Source organism: Glutamicibacter sp. AGC46 (genome assembly GCF_053543715.1).
Genome location: NZ_JBLVOJ010000022.1, coordinates 1 through 16,049 on the forward strand (window position 1 = coordinate 1; position 16,049 = coordinate 16,049).

The 16,049-nt window shown below is 58.8% G+C and carries 14 protein-coding genes; 8 read left to right on the forward strand and 6 right to left on the reverse strand.

The window, feature by feature from the left end; all coding sequences use genetic code 11:
- On the reverse strand, positions 1 to 390 hold the full coding sequence (locus tag ACNPM8_RS11435) for a heavy metal-responsive transcriptional regulator (RefSeq protein WP_448939863.1): 390 nt from the start codon (positions 388 to 390) through the stop codon (positions 1 to 3).
- Between the two features lie 107 nt (positions 391 to 497).
- On the opposite strand from ACNPM8_RS11435, the gene merA reads away from it, so the two are divergent.
- The 4 genes from merA (at position 498) to ACNPM8_RS11455 (ending at position 5,132) form a co-directional block, all read left to right on the forward strand.
- The gene (merA, locus tag ACNPM8_RS11440; RefSeq protein ID WP_448939864.1) at positions 498 to 1,928 is read left to right on the forward strand and encodes a mercury(II) reductase; all 1,431 of its coding nucleotides are present in this window, start codon (positions 498 to 500) and stop codon (positions 1,926 to 1,928) included.
- 283 nt (positions 1,929 to 2,211) lie between these two features.
- Complete coding sequence (locus tag ACNPM8_RS11445) at positions 2,212 to 2,805, forward strand: recombinase family protein (protein WP_448939865.1); 594 nt, start codon at positions 2,212 to 2,214, stop codon at positions 2,803 to 2,805.
- 72 nt (positions 2,806 to 2,877) lie between these two features.
- Complete coding sequence (locus tag ACNPM8_RS11450) at positions 2,878 to 4,320, forward strand: Mu transposase C-terminal domain-containing protein (protein WP_431711069.1); 1,443 nt, start codon at positions 2,878 to 2,880, stop codon at positions 4,318 to 4,320.
- The gene (locus tag ACNPM8_RS11455) at positions 4,320 to 5,132 is read left to right on the forward strand and encodes an AAA family ATPase (RefSeq protein ID WP_448939866.1); all 813 of its coding nucleotides are present in this window, start codon (positions 4,320 to 4,322) and stop codon (positions 5,130 to 5,132) included. The genes ACNPM8_RS11450 and ACNPM8_RS11455 overlap by 1 nt, the downstream gene beginning before the upstream one ends.
- A 268-nt stretch (positions 5,133 to 5,400) precedes the next feature.
- Here the strand turns inward: ACNPM8_RS11455 and ACNPM8_RS11460 are convergent, their stop codons facing one another.
- Positions 5,401 to 6,066, reverse strand: a complete 666-nt coding sequence (locus ACNPM8_RS11460; RefSeq protein ID WP_402696959.1) for a class C sortase — start codon at positions 6,064 to 6,066, stop codon at positions 5,401 to 5,403.
- 244 nt (positions 6,067 to 6,310) lie between these two features.
- On the reverse strand, positions 6,311 to 7,180 hold the full coding sequence (locus tag ACNPM8_RS11465) for a DUF1295 domain-containing protein (protein ID WP_448939867.1): 870 nt from the start codon (positions 7,178 to 7,180) through the stop codon (positions 6,311 to 6,313).
- A 550-nt stretch (positions 7,181 to 7,730) separates the two neighbouring features.
- On the opposite strand from ACNPM8_RS11465, the gene ACNPM8_RS11470 reads away from it, so the two are divergent.
- Complete coding sequence (locus tag ACNPM8_RS11470; protein ID WP_448939868.1) at positions 7,731 to 9,593, forward strand: AMP-dependent synthetase/ligase; 1,863 nt, start codon at positions 7,731 to 7,733, stop codon at positions 9,591 to 9,593.
- Between the two features lie 158 nt (positions 9,594 to 9,751).
- Positions 9,752 to 10,447, forward strand: coding sequence for a fasciclin domain-containing protein (locus ACNPM8_RS11475; RefSeq protein ID WP_448939869.1), 696 nt, complete (start codon positions 9,752 to 9,754; stop codon positions 10,445 to 10,447).
- Between the two features lie 637 nt (positions 10,448 to 11,084).
- On the opposite strand, the gene ACNPM8_RS11480 is transcribed toward ACNPM8_RS11475, so the two are convergent.
- Together ACNPM8_RS11480 and ACNPM8_RS11485 are read right to left on the reverse strand one after the other, a co-directional pair.
- Positions 11,085 to 11,420, reverse strand: coding sequence for a hypothetical protein (locus tag ACNPM8_RS11480; protein ID WP_448939870.1), 336 nt, complete (start codon positions 11,418 to 11,420; stop codon positions 11,085 to 11,087).
- 166 nt (positions 11,421 to 11,586) lie between these two features.
- Positions 11,587 to 12,357, reverse strand: a complete 771-nt coding sequence (locus tag ACNPM8_RS11485; RefSeq protein ID WP_133835009.1) for an MBL fold metallo-hydrolase — start codon at positions 12,355 to 12,357, stop codon at positions 11,587 to 11,589.
- Positions 12,358 to 12,463: 106 nt separating this feature from the next.
- Between ACNPM8_RS11485 and ACNPM8_RS11490 the strand changes: the two genes are divergently transcribed.
- Positions 12,464 to 12,913, forward strand: coding sequence for a MarR family winged helix-turn-helix transcriptional regulator (locus tag ACNPM8_RS11490; protein WP_402696805.1), 450 nt, complete (start codon positions 12,464 to 12,466; stop codon positions 12,911 to 12,913).
- 88 nt (positions 12,914 to 13,001) lie between these two features.
- Here the strand turns inward: ACNPM8_RS11490 and ACNPM8_RS11495 are convergent, their stop codons facing one another.
- Entirely contained in the window at positions 13,002 to 13,388 is a 387-nt protein-coding gene (locus ACNPM8_RS11495; protein ID WP_133835007.1) for a VOC family protein, read from the reverse strand.
- 140 nt (positions 13,389 to 13,528) lie between these two features.
- Here ACNPM8_RS11495 and ACNPM8_RS11500 point away from each other — a divergent pair.
- A partial coding sequence (locus ACNPM8_RS11500; protein ID WP_448939871.1) for an excinuclease ABC subunit UvrA occupies positions 13,529 to 16,049 on the forward strand: 2,521 nt, incomplete at its 3' end.

Consider the following 16,049-nt stretch of genomic DNA (forward strand, 5'->3'; position numbering starts at 1 on the left):
TCAGATGTAGCGGCAGACCTGGGCGGCGGAGCAAGAGTCCGGCTCCGGATCCCTCGCCTTTGCGTGGAGCTGGGAAATGCTTTCCCGGAGGACCAGCAGTTCGGCGATCTGGGCATCGAGCTCCCTGAGCCGCAACCCCAGCAGGCCTTGGACGTGCGAGCACGGGGCCTGGCCGTGTTCGCGGATCTTCAGGATCTGCCGGATCTGGGCGAGGGTGAGCCCGGCGGCCTGGCCGCGGTGGATGAACCCGACCAGCCCCACGGCACCGTCGCTGTAGTCCCGGTAGCCGGAAGCCAGACGCTCGGCCGGAGGAAGCAACCCCGAATCCTCGTAGAAGCGCAGGGTCTTGGTCGTGGTTCCGGTCGCTTGCGCAAGTTGTCCGATTCTCATGTTCGCTGACTCCCCTTTCAGTGGTCACCGCACTTGACCTTCCACTGTACTGGAAGGTTCATGATGGTGCATAGGAAGTTTTGCACTACAGGGAAGAGGTAGCTGGAATGACAAACGAACGGTTCGATCTGGCGATTGTTGGTTCCGGGGGCGGCGCGTTCGCGGCCGCGATCCGGGCCACCGGCTTGGGCAAGCGCGTCGTGATGGTGGAGCGTGGCACCGTGGGCGGGACATGCGTGAACACCGGATGCGTGCCCTCAAAAGCACTCCTGGCCGCCGCGGAGGCCCGCCACGTGGCGTTGGACTCGGCCCGCTTCCCGGGCGGGGCGGCCTCGGCGGGCCCGGTGGACATGCCGGCCCTGGTCCAGAGCAAGGCCGCGCTGGTGGAAAGCATGCGAACGGAAAAGTACATTGAACTGGCCGCCGGCCACGGGTGGACCATGCTCGAAGGGGAGGCCTCGTTCACCGGAACCCAGGACGAACCCCGACTCCGGGTCGCCTCCCCGGACGGTGCCGAAAAAACGATCGAGGCCGACCACTATCTCGTGGCCACCGGCTCCGCCCCCTGGACGCCTCCCGTCCCTGGACTGGACGAGACAGGGTACCTGACCTCGACGACGGCGATGGAACTGGACGAGGTCCCCGAATCAATGCTGATCATGGGCGGGGGCTATGTTGCCCTGGAAATGGCGCAGCTTTTCTCCCGGCTCGGTTCCCGGGTGACCATGCTGGTCCGTTCCCGGCTGGCCTCGCAGGAGGAACCGGAGGCATCCAAGGCATTGGCCGAAGTTTTTGCCGACGAGGGGATCCGGGTGGTCCGGCGGGCCTCCGCGGAGACTGTGGAGCGCGATCACGCCAACGGAGGGGTCCTGGTCTCGGCATCCGTGGCCGGCGGCAGGGAAACGTTCCGGGCATCCCGGCTCCTGGTGGCCACAGGCCGACGCCCCGTCATCGACGGGTTGAATCTTGACGCCGTCGGCGTGAAGACCGGCGCCACGGGCGAGATCGTGATTGATTCCCGCCTGGCCACGTCCAACCCGCGCATTTGGGCTGCCGGGGACGTGGCCGGACACCGGGAGTTCGTTTACGTCGCCGCGGCCCACGGCGCCCTGGCCGTGGACAATGCGCTCACCGACGCCGTCGCCGAGGTTGACTACCGGCACCTGCCCCGGGTCACCTTCACCAGTCCCGCCATCGGGTCGGTCGGCTTGACGGAGAAGGAAGCCGTCGCTGCCGGGATCCGCTGCGAGTGCCGGGTCCTGCCCCTGGAGTACGTGCCGCGAGCCGTGGTCAACCGCGACACCCGCGGCTTCATCAAGGTCGGCGCCGAGCTCGGCACCGGACGGATCCTGGGTATTTCCGCCGTCGCCAGGGACGCCGGGGAACTGGCCGCCGCCGGTGTCTACATCCTCGAAGCGGGGATGACCACCGCACAGGTCGCCGCCGCCTGGAGCCCCTACCTGACGATGGCCGAGGGCATCAGGATCGCCGCCAAGGCCTTCACCACCGACATCGCCAAACTGTCCTGCTGCGCCTAAGCGAAACCCACCTGAAGCAGAGGACTTCGGGTGATTCAATCTCAGGTGTTCGCTGCACTACAGCCGCAGTGGCGCACCTACCAACAGGGGAAAGCGGTCAGACCAACCGCTGACGGTCGCGAGGCGTCTTGAAAACCTAAAGCTTTTTGAGACGCTACCTAGAGTAGAAACTTGTCTCATCAAATACTTGGAAAACGCGGGCTGTATTTGTCTTATAAACTCGTCCCAACGTAAAACGTCTTACCTGCTTGCCGCACAGGGGTTTTTGAGTCACACTGGGCAGGTGAGGCATTTGGGATACACACGAGTGAGCACTTCGAGCCAAGACGCGGCCTTGCAATTCGACGCTCTTGCTGCAGCGGGGGTGCAGAAACGCGACGTGTTCGCCGATGTGACGTCCGGCAGCCGGAGCGCGATTAAGCGGCCCGGGATGAAGAAACTGCTCGAGTACGCGCAGTCCGGGGACACCGTGGTGGTCTGGCGAGTAGACCGGCTCGGGCGATCCCTGATCGATGTTTTGAACACCGTGAACCTCTTGCGCGAGCGCGGGGTGAATGTCCGCTCCATTTCCGATGGGATCGACCCGGCCACGTCGACCGGGCGGATGATGCTGAACATGCTGGCCTCGTTGGCCGAGTACGAGCGCGAGCTGATCGTTGAACGAGTCAATGCCGGCATTGCTGCCGCCCGGCAATCCGGAACCCGTTTCGGCCGGCCGGTCTCTGACCCGGTGGTGATTGCCGATAAGCTCGCGATCGCCAAAGATGCCCGCGCCAGGGGACGCACCGCCGAAGACGCAGCACGTCTGGTTGGCTGGAGCCGCGCGACGTTCTACCGCCACTTGGGCCAAGAATCCGCCTCTGTCAAGAGCCTGTGATCGGCCATGTCCCGGCGAAGCGAACCGCGCAGGGACGCACCGCTGGGACAAAACCAGAATGGCAGCAGTACCGTGAAAGCAGGAACCTCTTACAGCGGCCTGATCAAGGCAACGGCACGCTGGGAAATACTGCGGCAACACGTCGAAGACGGAGTGCCGCTGACGGTCTTGGCTGAGGAACACCATATCGGCCTGAGGACACTGCAGCGATGGCACCAGAGCTTCAAGCTCCAGGGGAAGCCTGGTCTGGAACCGGTGGCACAGGGCAAACGCGGACGCCGGATGCCCAGCGACTTCGTGAAGCTGGTCGAAGGCCTCGCCTTAGCTAAACTGCCCAGGACGACGGCAGCCATCCACCAGCAAGCTAACAAGGTGGCGCTCCACCAGGGATGGGCACCGGTTTCCTACTCAACCATCCGCTCGATTGTCGGCGAGATAGATCCCGGGATGATGACACTGGCGCAGCAAGGCGCGGCGGTGTACCGCGATAAGTACGAACTGGTCTGGCGCCGCCGCGCCGAACGTCCGAACGCGGTGTGGCAGGCTGATCATACCGAGCTCGACATTCTGGTTTTTGACACTGGTCATCGGCCGGTTCGCCCGTGGCTCACCACGATCATGGATGATTACTCGCGAGCCCTGTGCGGGTACATGATCTTCACCGGTGCTCCCTCATCCTTGAATACGGCATTGGCGTTGCGTGAGGCGATCTGGCCCAAAAAGACAGCTGATTGGCCGATGTGCGGAATCCCTGATGTGCTCTACGTGGACCACGGAACCGATTTCACGAGCCACCACATGGCGCAGGCCGCCAGAGACCTGCACTTCGAAATCACTTTCTCTGCAGTAGCCCGGCCACAGGGCAGAGGAAAGATTGAGCGTTTCTTCGGTACGTTGAATACCGAGCTTTTGGCCCGGCTACCGGGTTACTTGCACAACGTACGCAATCCCAAACCCGGACTATCGATTAGTGAACTGGACACGGCGCTAGGTGAGTTCATTGGGCAGAATTACCACCAGCGTGAACACCAAGAGATCAAAGAAACACCTCAAAAAGCGTGGCAGGGCAACGGCTGGTTGCCGCGTCTGCCTGAATCCATCGATGAACTGAACCTGCTGCTGCTCACGGTCGCCAAACCTCGAATCGTCCACCGCGATGGGGTGCACTTCCAAGGGCTACGCTACATATCTCCCTTGCTGGCTGCCTATGTCGGAGAATCCGTCATCCTTCGCTACGACCCGCGAGACGTTGCCGAGATTCAGGTCTTTCATCGTGGCCAGCACATCTGCAAAGCTGTGGATCCCACGCACGAACGATCCATCATGACCTTTAAGGACATCCAGAAAGCACGCTCTGCACGAAAGCGTCAGCTGCGCGGACAAATCAATGAACGAATCGCCACCGTCGCGGAATTTCTACCGGCCGGGCAACCAACCACGGAGGCACCCCAGCCTGATCCGGCGGTCCACCGAACCAAGAAAACGAAGCTGCGCACTTACGCGGAGGACGAGTAATGGGACCAACAACTTTTATCGCAACGAAGGAGCACCGCCGCTTCACTGAGTTCGCCAATGCGGTGCGTCGGCAGCGGACTATCGGGGTCTGCTATGGACAAGCTGGAATTGGCAAAACCCTATCGGCTAAACGTTATGCCAACTGGAGCCCGAAAGCCGAGGCGTTAATAGAGGAATGGGGCCGACGGGAGGACAGTGACCTCCAGATCTACAAGGATCTGGCCAAAACGCGGACCGTCTTCTTCACCCCAGGGGTTCTGACGACGCCTAAGCAAATCAAGGATGAACTCTCTCTGGTCACCACCCGGACCTCGATCTGTATCCATCAACATCTCGATACTTTAGGTGCCACGACGGGCCCGATGAATCAAGACAAGCATGTTGAGCTGATCATCGTCGACGAGTCGGAGCGACTCAACGCCACTGCCTTAGAAGTGCTACGAGATAGGTATGACAGGAACAATATCGCGCTGATGCTGATTGGGATGCCTGGCATCGAAAAGCAGTTCAGTCGATATCCTCAGCTCTATAGCCGTGTTGGTTTTGCTCACGAGTACCGTCCGCTTGCTCAGGATGAACTGCATTTCGTTCTGCAACGAAAGTGGCGTGCCCTCGGAAAAACTCTGGACTTGGAGGACTTCACCGATACGCAAGCTGTCGCGGCGATCGCCCGTATCACGCGCGGTGATTTCCGGCTGATCGATCGACTCTTCACACAGATGCAGCGAGTCATGAAAATCAATGAGCTGGACACGATTACCGATGATGTTGTTGAAGCTGCGCGATCCACGCTAGTGATCGGAATCAGTTGAACCGCCAATATTAGGTGCGCAGAAACCGCCAAACGAAGTTAACAATCACACCCCCGGTGAAAAATCCGCGGAAACTCAAGGGTCCGAGATTCTCACAGCTATGTGTTGTAACCCATGGCGTAGCGCCGCGTTTGCGCCATTAGTAGTGAGACAGATTAGAAAAACGGTGGGTTCCAGTCTCGAGCTTTCGACCCGGGCCATACGAATCGACTTCTTGAAGCCGTGAAATTCACAGATAATGGGGTCATGCTGCGACGAGGACAGATCTCTAAACTCTAGCGGCCGGCTTCTGAGAACGGGTATAGAACACATACCATAGGCAACCTGTTGCGCTGAGCCCCAACCCGAGGGCCCACCATGGGAATCCAATAGAGTCGACACTTTGCCCAGCATCTGCAGGAGTTGGCAATACAGGTTCGGCCGTGACAATAATCCGGTGTGAGTTGACACCGATGGGGGTGCAGTTCACCAACGAAATCAGGTCGTGGCCTGCTTGCGGCCTGAGCAATGCCGTTTCAGTGGGGAGTACTACGGAACTATCGATGATGCGATACACCAGAGTCTGGCCATACACATCGATTTCAATATCATCGCCTACGGTCACTTTATCCAGATCGGTGAACATTGCTGCCTGCGGTAGACCGCGGTGCCCGGTCATCACCGCGTGGGTTCCTTGTCCACCTACAGGCAAGGCTGTGCCTTCAAGATGACCTGCGCCTTCCAGAAGGACATCTTCGGCGGTACCGTGATACACCGGGATCTTTACGTCAATACTCGGTATTCGCAGACGCGCCATCAATCCGTCGTCATTTGGCTCCAACAGATCCCAGTACGGATCATCTGTCTTTTGAGTTTTCTTCTGCACCGCAGCGAACGGGTCAACAATTCTCGTTCCATCAGCCAGCGACGCATTAGTGGCGGAAGCATCATAAATTTCCGAGGCTCAGCATCGCAGTGGCAATCAGACCCACTATCCAGCATGGCCGGTTGGCAGATTCGCACTGGCCAGGTTGGCCCGCGCTGTCACCTGCGATGCAGGGCAACCTACGCCTGTCGACGATGCGCAGCCCGCTTTATCTGGTCTAGATTCGTTTTGCATCTCGACGACTTCACATAGAGCAAATTCTAGAAGTGCCAGAGTCTAGAGAGCATCAGCAACTATTTCAGCAAACCGTTTCCTACCAGAACTTAGGAATAAGCACCGGCGTGTTTTCCTTGTAGGTTTCATAGTCGGCGCGGCCTCCCCATTTTGATTCAGCTTTCGCTTCAAGCAGCGGGATTCCGCTGATCTTGATGAGCAACACGGCGACGAATACCGGTGAGATCATCACAACCCACTGCCAGTGCTGCAACGCCGGAGCGGCCACAACAGCCACGCCAATCCAAAGCAGAATCTCTCCGAAATAGTTCGGATGGCGAGATTTGGACCAGAGTCCGGAGGAGATGAATTTCCCTTGATTTTCCGGGTCGCGTTTGAAAATTGATTTCTGGTGATCGGCTAGGCTTTCCACACCCAACCCAATCGCCCAGATGACGAGTCCGACCAGTGCGAATCCGTCCAATTCACTAGAGTATTCCGAGGTCATAGCAGCCCAAGCAGTAGCAGCAGTGAAAGAGACCCAGAGACCCTGAACGGTCCAGGCGCTGAGAAACCGCATAAAAGACGGTTTGATCTGGTCGAAGCGATCATCTTTGCCGTCCCTAGTGACACGGCTGAAGAGGAAGATTCCCAGCCTAAGAGTCCAGGCCAGGACCATGAATGCCAGTAGCAGCGATCTTGAATGAACTTCAGGGACTAAGAGAAGCAGGAGCAATGTGACTGCTGTATAGGTCAGGGTTCCGGTCAGGTCGTAGAATCTCTCTGTTTGCCTTAGGAATGAAGGTATGAATGCGATCCATTGGGCTATAAAGGACGCCAGTACAGCCAGAGCGAAGAGGGGCATCGAACCCCATGTAATCCCGCCATCACTACCGGACAATGCAAGCAGCACACCTGGCAGAAGCACTACAGGCATAGCGGTCAGCGCCTTGCGTTCCTTGCTCTTCATTATGAGGTTTCCTCCGTTAAATTTCCCTCAGAGACGATCCAGTGATCCTGCGATACTTTTATCCAAGAGTCGCCTCATCATATTCTCTGGGACCGGGCAATACTATTGGACACAGGGTGAGCCAAAGCTTTTGACGGAATCGCGGCTTGACGCTTCTCATGGCATCTCTTCGCGGGGCTATCGTCTAAGAGATGCTTGCTGTTGGCGGAGGATCGCAGAAACAGCTTTCGTCCCCAGAACTGTTCACGACCTGTTAATTGGCCGGACTGAACAAATCAAGCATTCTGAATGCTGGACGAAAACCGTTCTAATCTCGATTGACTAGTTGTTACGTCGAAACGGAACGCATAGCTTGGCTTCAAGCCCCGCACTAAACAAGCTTGAAACCAAGCTATGCGAACCTTGCCTCGTCCCTGCTTATGCTGCCTATCTGAGATGATAGCGCCCAACAATGCCTACCTTGAATGACGCCTGACCGAGAAGTAGTCCACAGCAGGCTAGTCCTGTCCGTATTTGATATCCACCGTTACCCTGCCCGGAAGGACGAGCTATGAGGGAATTTGCGACGCCGCTATTGGCCACTTCGCACATGCACAGGAATGCCACCGATCTCTTGATGGAGCGCCTGAAGAATTCGCCTGAGCATATAGCATTCGAAGTTCGATCTGCTGATGGTCCCGTTGCTGCCCCCTGGAAGCAAATAACTACTCGAGAATTTTTTCTCGAAGTGCAGGCATTGGCTAAGGGGCTCATCGCTAGTGGGCTGCAACCTGGAAACAAGCTTGTGATTATGTCACCTACACGCTACGAATGGGCTCAGGTGGATATGGCGGCATGGTTTGCAGGTGCGGTCGTGGTCCCTATTTATGAAACTTCGTCGCTTGATCAGGTCACAGCCATACTTGCCGATTGCTCCCCAAAATTTATAGTTGCTGGAAGCACCGACCACGCCTCGATTCTCGAGCGCGGGCTAAGTGGCGCGGGAATATGCGGGTCGAGAATCTGGACAATGGACACCCGGAACGATCTCGATCTTGAGGATCTTGTTGACGAAGGGAAATCTATCGCCGATGGTGCTGTTGAAGAACGACGATTGTTGGCAACGTCAGAGACGATAGCGACTATCGTCTACACTTCGGGAACGACGGCAGCACCCAAGGGCGCTTTAATTACGCACGGTAACCTCGTTGGCTTAGTACTCAATGTTGCTGCCGCTTACACTGAAGTGGTTAAGGAGACAGGAAATACGATTATTTTCCTTCCCATGGCCCACGTTCTGGCTCGTGGTCTACAGCTGATTTGTTTGGCTAACGGGATGCGCATCGCGCATCTCTCAGAACCCAAAGAAGTAATACCGTCTTTGGAATTCCTCAAACCCACATTTCTCGTAGTAGTGCCACGGGTGCTACAGAAGATCCAAGACTCCGCAGCACAGGCCGCCAATCAGAAACGCCTGAATCGTATTTGGAAGTGGGCCAGCGACACGGCAACGCAGTGGGGCGCGATGGCTGAGGGACACGATACCGGTTCGTCGAAGCAAGCTTCTCCTAGCCTTAGGATGAGACATTTCATTTTTGATCGGATTTTCTACTCGCGTCTAAGAAAAGTAGTCGGCGGTCGTCTTGAGTACCTGCTATCAGGAGCTGCAACCCTAGATAGAGAAGTTTCCCTCTTTTTCAGGGGTATTGGCTTGCCAGTAATCGAGGGCAATGGGCTGACAGAAACTACAGCGCCGCTAACGGGAAATATGCCCGGGTCGATCAAGTCTGGAACCGTGGGAGTTCCGATGCCTGGGACCACTGTACGAATATCGGACGACGGTGAGGTGCTCGCACAAGGAATCGGCGTATTTGCTGGATATACCAATCCCGAAGATAACGAAGACGCTTTCACCGATGGCTTCTTCCGTACAGGAGACCTGGGATCCTTGGACAACCTTGGGCGCATCACGCTGAAGGGAAGAATCAAAGATGTCATAGTAACTGCGGGAGGGAAGACAATATCCCCCAGCATATGGGAAGGATACGTCGAAACTGAGCCATTGATTGCCCACGCGGTAATGGTTGGAGAAGGTAAGCCGTTCTTGGGATGCCTCGTACTGATTGACCCGGAAGCAGTCAAACAGTGGGCCTCTAGCCAAGGGATTACAGACGCATCCCTTTTTCAGCCTCGCACAGAAGGGTCAATTGACAGGATTAGAAACGGGCTCTTGTTTCAAGTCGTCCTCGACTCCGTCAGCTCAGCCAATAAGCGGGTAGCAAGAAGTGAACAAGTCAAAGAGTTTCTTATGCTTTCTACCGATTTAGGGGAAAACAGTGAACTGCTGACACCGACTTTGAAACTCAAGCGAAGTAAGTTTCTTGAGAGAGCAAACGGCTTCGTCAACGAGCTCTATGCCTCGGCTAAGCGCTAGCAATCAGTCATGATATGAGCCCCTAATGTGCGGAACAGAAAATCTTTAAATAAGTTCCAATCCGCGAAGCGCTTTGCCCCGAATGCCCTGTGAAAACCCAAACCAAGAGGTTTGGAAAACCAACTGGCCCAACGGGGTCGCCAGGTAAGGAGTTTGACATGAAAACCATGCAGCGCAAGACAGTGGGACTGCTCTCGATTGCCGCGGTCGCCGCGTTCGGATTGAGCGCCTGCTCGATGGACAACAGCGCCGAGTCCACTCACAGCAGCGAAAGTTCGTCATCGAGCATGGCTTCTAGCAGCCCGGAAGCATCTGAGGATTCGGGAATGGCCAGCGAATCGGCCATGGACCCAGCCGCCAACCTTGTTGGTTCAGGATGTGCGGCGTACGCAGAAGCAGTGCCCGAAGGTGACGGCTCCGTTGCTGGCATGGCCCAGGATCCGGTAGCCGTGGCAGCATCAAACAACCCGTTGCTGACCACCCTCACCAAGGCCGTTTCGGGCGAGCTGAACAAGGACGTGGATCTGGTGGACACGCTCAACGGCGATGAGTTCACCGTCTTCGCACCGGTGGATGACGCATTCAAGGCCATTTCAGAAAAAGACCTGAACGCTGTTGTGTCGGATGCCGACATGCTGACCAAGGTGCTGACCTACCATGTGGTCCCAGGCCAGATAACTCCCGATGAGTTGAAGGGTGATCTGGAAACCGTTGAAGGTGACAAGGTCAAGATCAGCGGCAGCGGCGATGACTTGATGGTCAACGATGCCAAGGTCATTTGCGGTGGCGTGCAGACTGCCAATGCCACCGTTTACCTCGTTGATTCGGTGCTGATGCCACCGGCAAAGAAGTAGTACTACAGCATCAAGCTGAAGAAGCCAGGGGACGGGCGATGCACGATTTGGGGGGCCGTTCCCTGGCTTCCGTCTACCCAAGATTTGACCTGCAGCTACTGCCCTGAACGAGAGCAATGTCCTTGACGGTATGGGGTCGTTGAACCCAAGATCCCGAATTGGGCAGTCGAAATCACCGACTGTTCAGCGCCGGATGAAGCTCTCTTGCTTCAAGCCGCACAAGGAGATGAAGCAGCTACGCAGCCTTATGGCGGACTTGTCCCAAGGGTGTTCGGTTTTGACGCCCGTCAACTGAGCGATGAAGTCCAAAGGCAGGAAGCCGCACAATGAATATTTTCAGACGATTAACGACATGTTGATGGCTTCGCCACTGTGCGAACTACCGCACTAACTTGGCTGCTGAAGATCGTCCACCAGTCTGCCGTTGGACAGATCCGCTTCACTTCAGAGCGCCCGAAACCTGTGCTGGGAATCGCTGTTGAAACCTCTTAAGCAAGGTATCAACCATTGCAGGGAAGAGCGGTACGTCCTGATGAGGTCAAACGCATGATCGAAGCTCTCTACCAACTGACTGAAGCGCAAAGAGGTACGATCCAACTGGTCTATTTCGGGGTTTGACGCATTGTGAGATTCCTGATCATGCCCAACTACCTGTGGTGATCGTGAAAGCCGGCTCACGAGACAGAATGAAGGAAATACGAGAATTGCTGGGAGCCATGTCATGGGCAAGCACAAAAGTAGACTGTTCAGCGGCTTCGCCCTGAATGCGCTGACCCAAACTCAACGTGATCAGGCGCTGCAGTATGAGGCCAATGCCGCCACGCTCGAGCAAGAGCTTGCTTCTTTGAAACAAACTGCTGCCTACCTTGCTCTCACCGTCCCTGAGGTGAAGCCGCCACCGAGAATTAAGACCTACGTCATGGATGCGATTCGCACCGTTGAACAGGTTCCCGCAAGAGTTGATGAGAGTCAATGCGAGCATTCCGCAACGGAAGCAAGAGCTCTGCTTTACTCTCATAACGAATTGGCTGGAAGTATGCAGAGCGTTCACAGAAAGTCGCAGAAGTTCTTTGCCCTATTAGTGTGCCGTCGCGTTGCTGCCTTCGCTGATCCCAGAAGATCGACGGCGTGCCGATCGCCTATGTGTACACAAGCTTGTCGGCCAGGCCTGCTTCAGCGAACGCTAGAGTGAGGTCGGCTCGGGTGCCTTGGAAGTGCGCCCACCCTTCGAAGTGGGCAGGGATCACACGACGAGCGTCCAATGCGCGTGCTACCCAAGTGGCCTGAGTGTTGTTGAGGGTCACGAGCTGCGCCTCGAGCATGGGCTCATGGCGGACCCCGCCAAGAAACAGCACCGCTGTATCGATCGGCGCACACCTATCTGCGATCTGCTGGACATAGTCCAGCGATGCGTTGTCGCCGCTGATGTAGACGCTGGGGTGACCTACTGCAGTGAGGAGGAACCCGATAACGTCGCCGGAGACCGGTTCGCTGCCCTCTGGTCCGTGGCGTGCAGGCAGCCCGGTAATCGTCACCTCGGTACCGTCGGGAGCGATGAGTGTTGCTTCCTCCCAGAACGCGACCCCCTTTGCATTGCCGCCAAGACGGCCAGCACCGGAGACGGTTGTGTAGACGACCGGTACGCGAGGAAGGAACTGGCGGCCCGACTCATCGAGATTGTCATCATGCTCGTCGTGGGAGAGCAACACCGCGTCGATGTGCCCCACCTCGTCCGGGCCGAGGGGTGACCCGGCGGTCTTGGTCATGGCGTATCCAGGCATGACGGGGTACTCCCCCGGTGCATCGAAGGTGGGGTCGGTGAGGAAGCGCAAGCCAGCGTACTCGATCAACACGGTCGGGCCGCTGAGGACGCGTACAGGGATGTGGGTGGGGACGGTCTGGGTGGTCATGAGATTCTCTTTCAGGAGTAGAATGTATTGCTTACAGATAGTTCCATGGAAACAATATTTGGTTCGCCTCGGTCAGCAGGATCGACGCGGACACGTGAGGTGAGAAATGACGGAATTGCGGGTGCTTTATCACGATCTGGTGCGCTTCGAAACCGAGCTGTGGACGGCGATCGATGCGCGGCTACGCGCTGACTGCGATATGCAGTTGACATGGTTCGAGATCATGCAACTCCTGCGCCACCGTGAAGGGCAGCGCGTCCATGACGTGGCGCGGGAATTCGTGATCACGGTAGGCGGGGCCAGCAAGGTCATCGATCGAATCGAGGCCGCGGGGCTCTGCCGACGGGTCCCGAATCCGAATGATCGCCGGTCCACGCTGATTGTGCTGACAGCTGCGGGGAAGGCGAGGGTGGACGAGACAGCCCCGGTGTTCGAGGACGAGCTCGCCCGGCGCTTCTCGGCCATACTGGGATCTGCTGAGCTCGACCGGATGGCGGCAGGGCTCCGTCTCTTGCGTTCCGCTTCGGACACTGACGATCGATCCAAGATCGTCTGACGCCGATGTATTTTCACAAGAATATCCGTCCTGGCTAAGGGAGACGTCGCAGGTCCGCGTTGCCTCCCGTAACCGTGGACAGCATCGGTCAGTCCGTTGGAGCGGGCATCGAATACACGCCGAAGTGGTGGCCGTTGGCGTCGCGCAGGCGGGCGAAGCTCACTCCGGACGCGTCGACGACGGGCTCCATCGTGACTTCGGCACCGAGCTCCTTGGCTCTCGCAATCGTGGCCGGGATGTCCTCGACGAGGACATAGAAGACGGCGTAGTCCTCGAAGCGTCCGGCGTGGTCGAAGATCCCGCCGGACGGGCCTGGCGAGCCCGGAGTGATGGCGGCGTGGTATTCGACGCCTTCGAGGTCGGTGTTGAGCTTGAACTGCCAGCCGAACAGCTCGCTGTAGAACTTCTTCACCTCCTCGGGCTTGTCGCTTCCAATCTCGAACCAGGACACTGAACCGATTGCTGGGACACTCATGACCCGCTCCTATTCTTCCCCGTACGGGGAACTCTTCGACTCGCCGCATGGACACGCGGTGGCGACACCAGTCTACCGGATATAGTTGACATGGAATGTACATGTGCTGTGAACGCGGTGCCTGACAACTTGGAGGTCCGATGGATAGTGAACACTCTGGCCGGCCCGTTGCGGGGGGCCCGTTGGTGACCGCGGTGCGGGGCGCGCGGATGCACAACCTGCGGAACATCGATGTCGATGTTCCGCTGCGGCGGCTGGTCGCGATTGCAGGGGTGTCGGGGTCGGGGAAGTCGTCGCTGGCGATGGGGGTGCTCTACGCCGAGGGATCCAGGCGGTACATCGAGGCTCTGTCGACCTACACGCGCCGGCGCATGTCCCACTCTGCTCGTGCGAGTGTCGACTCCGTGCGGCATGTCCCGGCAGCCCTGGCGTTGCGCCAGCGGCCGGGCGTGCCCGGGGTGCGGTCGACGTTCGGGACGTCGACGGAGCTTCTGAACGTGCTACGGGTGATGTTCTCGCGGCTCGGCTCGCATCTGTGCCCAAACGGTCACCGTCTGTCTCCGACGATCGATGTGGCCGCGAACAAGGATCTCATTTGTCCGGTGTGCGCAGCTGAGTTCTATCCACCAGGTGCGGAGTCTCTGGCATTCAACTCCGATGGGGCGTGCCCGAACTGCGCGGGAACGGGCACGGTGCGCGACATCGACGACGCGACGCTGATCCCTGACCTATCCCGGTCGATCGCCGAAGGCGCCGTCGCCCCCTGGGGGATGTTCGGTCTCTCAGTGATGCCGCAGGTCGTTGCCGCATTCGGTGTGCGCATCAACGTCCCCTATGCCGAGCTCACCCCGCAGGAGCGAGAGATCGTGCTCGACGGGCCCGCTGAGAAGCGCGAGATCGAGGTCCCATCGAAGACCGGGAAGCTGTTCGAGCTGAACTTCACCTACCGCAGCGCCCGTCAAGCCGTGCGGGAAGCAATGAATAACGCCACCAGTGAGAAAGGCCTGGCTCGCGTGCAGCGGTTCATCACCGCGCACACCTGTCCTACCTGCCACGGCACCCGCCTGTCCGAAGCAGCTCGCGGCACCCGAGTTGACGGCATGAATCTCGCCCAGGCCACCGTCCTCACGCTCGCCGAGACGATGGCATGGGTGCCGGCGGTTCCTGCCACTCTGCCTGCGGACATGCGTCCCATGGCGAAGATGATCGCCCGGCAGTTTACCGAGATGGGTCACCGCCTGATCGAGCTGGGCCTGGGCTACCTCACGCTCGATCGGCCCAGCTCCACCCTGTCGACCGGAGAACGGCAGCGTGTGCAGCTGGCGCGGGCGGTCCGCAACGAGACCACCGGCGTGCTGTACGTGCTCGACGAGCCATCGATCGGGCTGCACCCGGCTAACATTGACGGTCTGATCGGCGTCATGCGGGACCTCCTCGACGGCGGCAACTCCGTCGTACTCGTCGACCATGATGTGCAGGTCCTGCGCGAAGCTGATTGGATGATCGAGATCGGTCCCGGCTCCGGCTCTTCCGGGGGAACTATCCTCGCCCAAGGGACGATCGACGCCGTCCAGGAGAATCCAGCGTCACTCATCGGGCCGTTCCTGTCTGGCAGCGAGACGGCGGTCATCCGCGATCGCGCGAGCAAAGACACGGTGTTCTCCCGCGGGGTGATCCGTCTGAAGACCGCCCCGATCCACACGGTCCACGCGCTCGAGGCCGAGATTCCAAAGGGCCGTCTCACCGCTGTTACCGGGATGTCCGGGTCGGGGAAGACGACCCTCATTCTTGACAGCCTCGTGCCCGCCCTCGCTGCCGCTCACGATGACGTCCCGCTCCCCGGGCACGTCATCTCCCTCGACACGGCAGACCTGACCCGGGCAGACGTCGTCGACGCGACCCCAATAGGTACCAATGTCCGCTCCACCGTCGCCACCTATAGCGGTATCCTCGACGACCTTCGTCGCGCCTACGCCAGCCTCCCGTCCGCGAAGAACGCCGGCCTGAACGCAGGGAACTTCTCCTACAACACCGGATCGCTACGTTGCCCGAGGTGCGAGGGCACAGGCCAGGTCGTTCTGGACGTGCAGTTCCTACCCGACGTCGACATCCCCTGTCCCGACTGCGGCGGCACCCGCTACAGCCCCGCCGCCTCCGAACACCAGTTGCCCACCACTGACGGGCGCCGGTCCCTGCCCGAGCTGCTCGGCACCACCGTCGCCGACGCCGCGACGCTGCTCGGAGCCCGGACCAGGGTGCGCAAGAAGCTGTCGACACTGATCGATCTCGGCCTGGGTTACCTCACCCTCGGCGAGGACACTCCCGCCCTGTCCGGCGGCGAGGCTCAGCGGCTGAAGCTAGCCGCCGAGCTCGGCCGCAAGCACACCGGCACGGTGTTCGTATTTGACGAGCCCTCTGTCGGTCTGCACCCGCTGGACATCCGCACGCTACTGGGTGTGCTGGACCAGTTGCTGGCGACCGGGGCGACCGTGATCGTCATCGAGCACGACCTGGACATGATCGCCAACGCCGACTATGTGATCGATCTCGGCCCCGGAGGCGGCACGGATGGCGGACGCATCATCGCCACCGGCACCCCCGAGGCCATCGCCGCATCCGCCGCGAGCATCACGGGACAGTACCTCGCCGGGGGGGGACGAC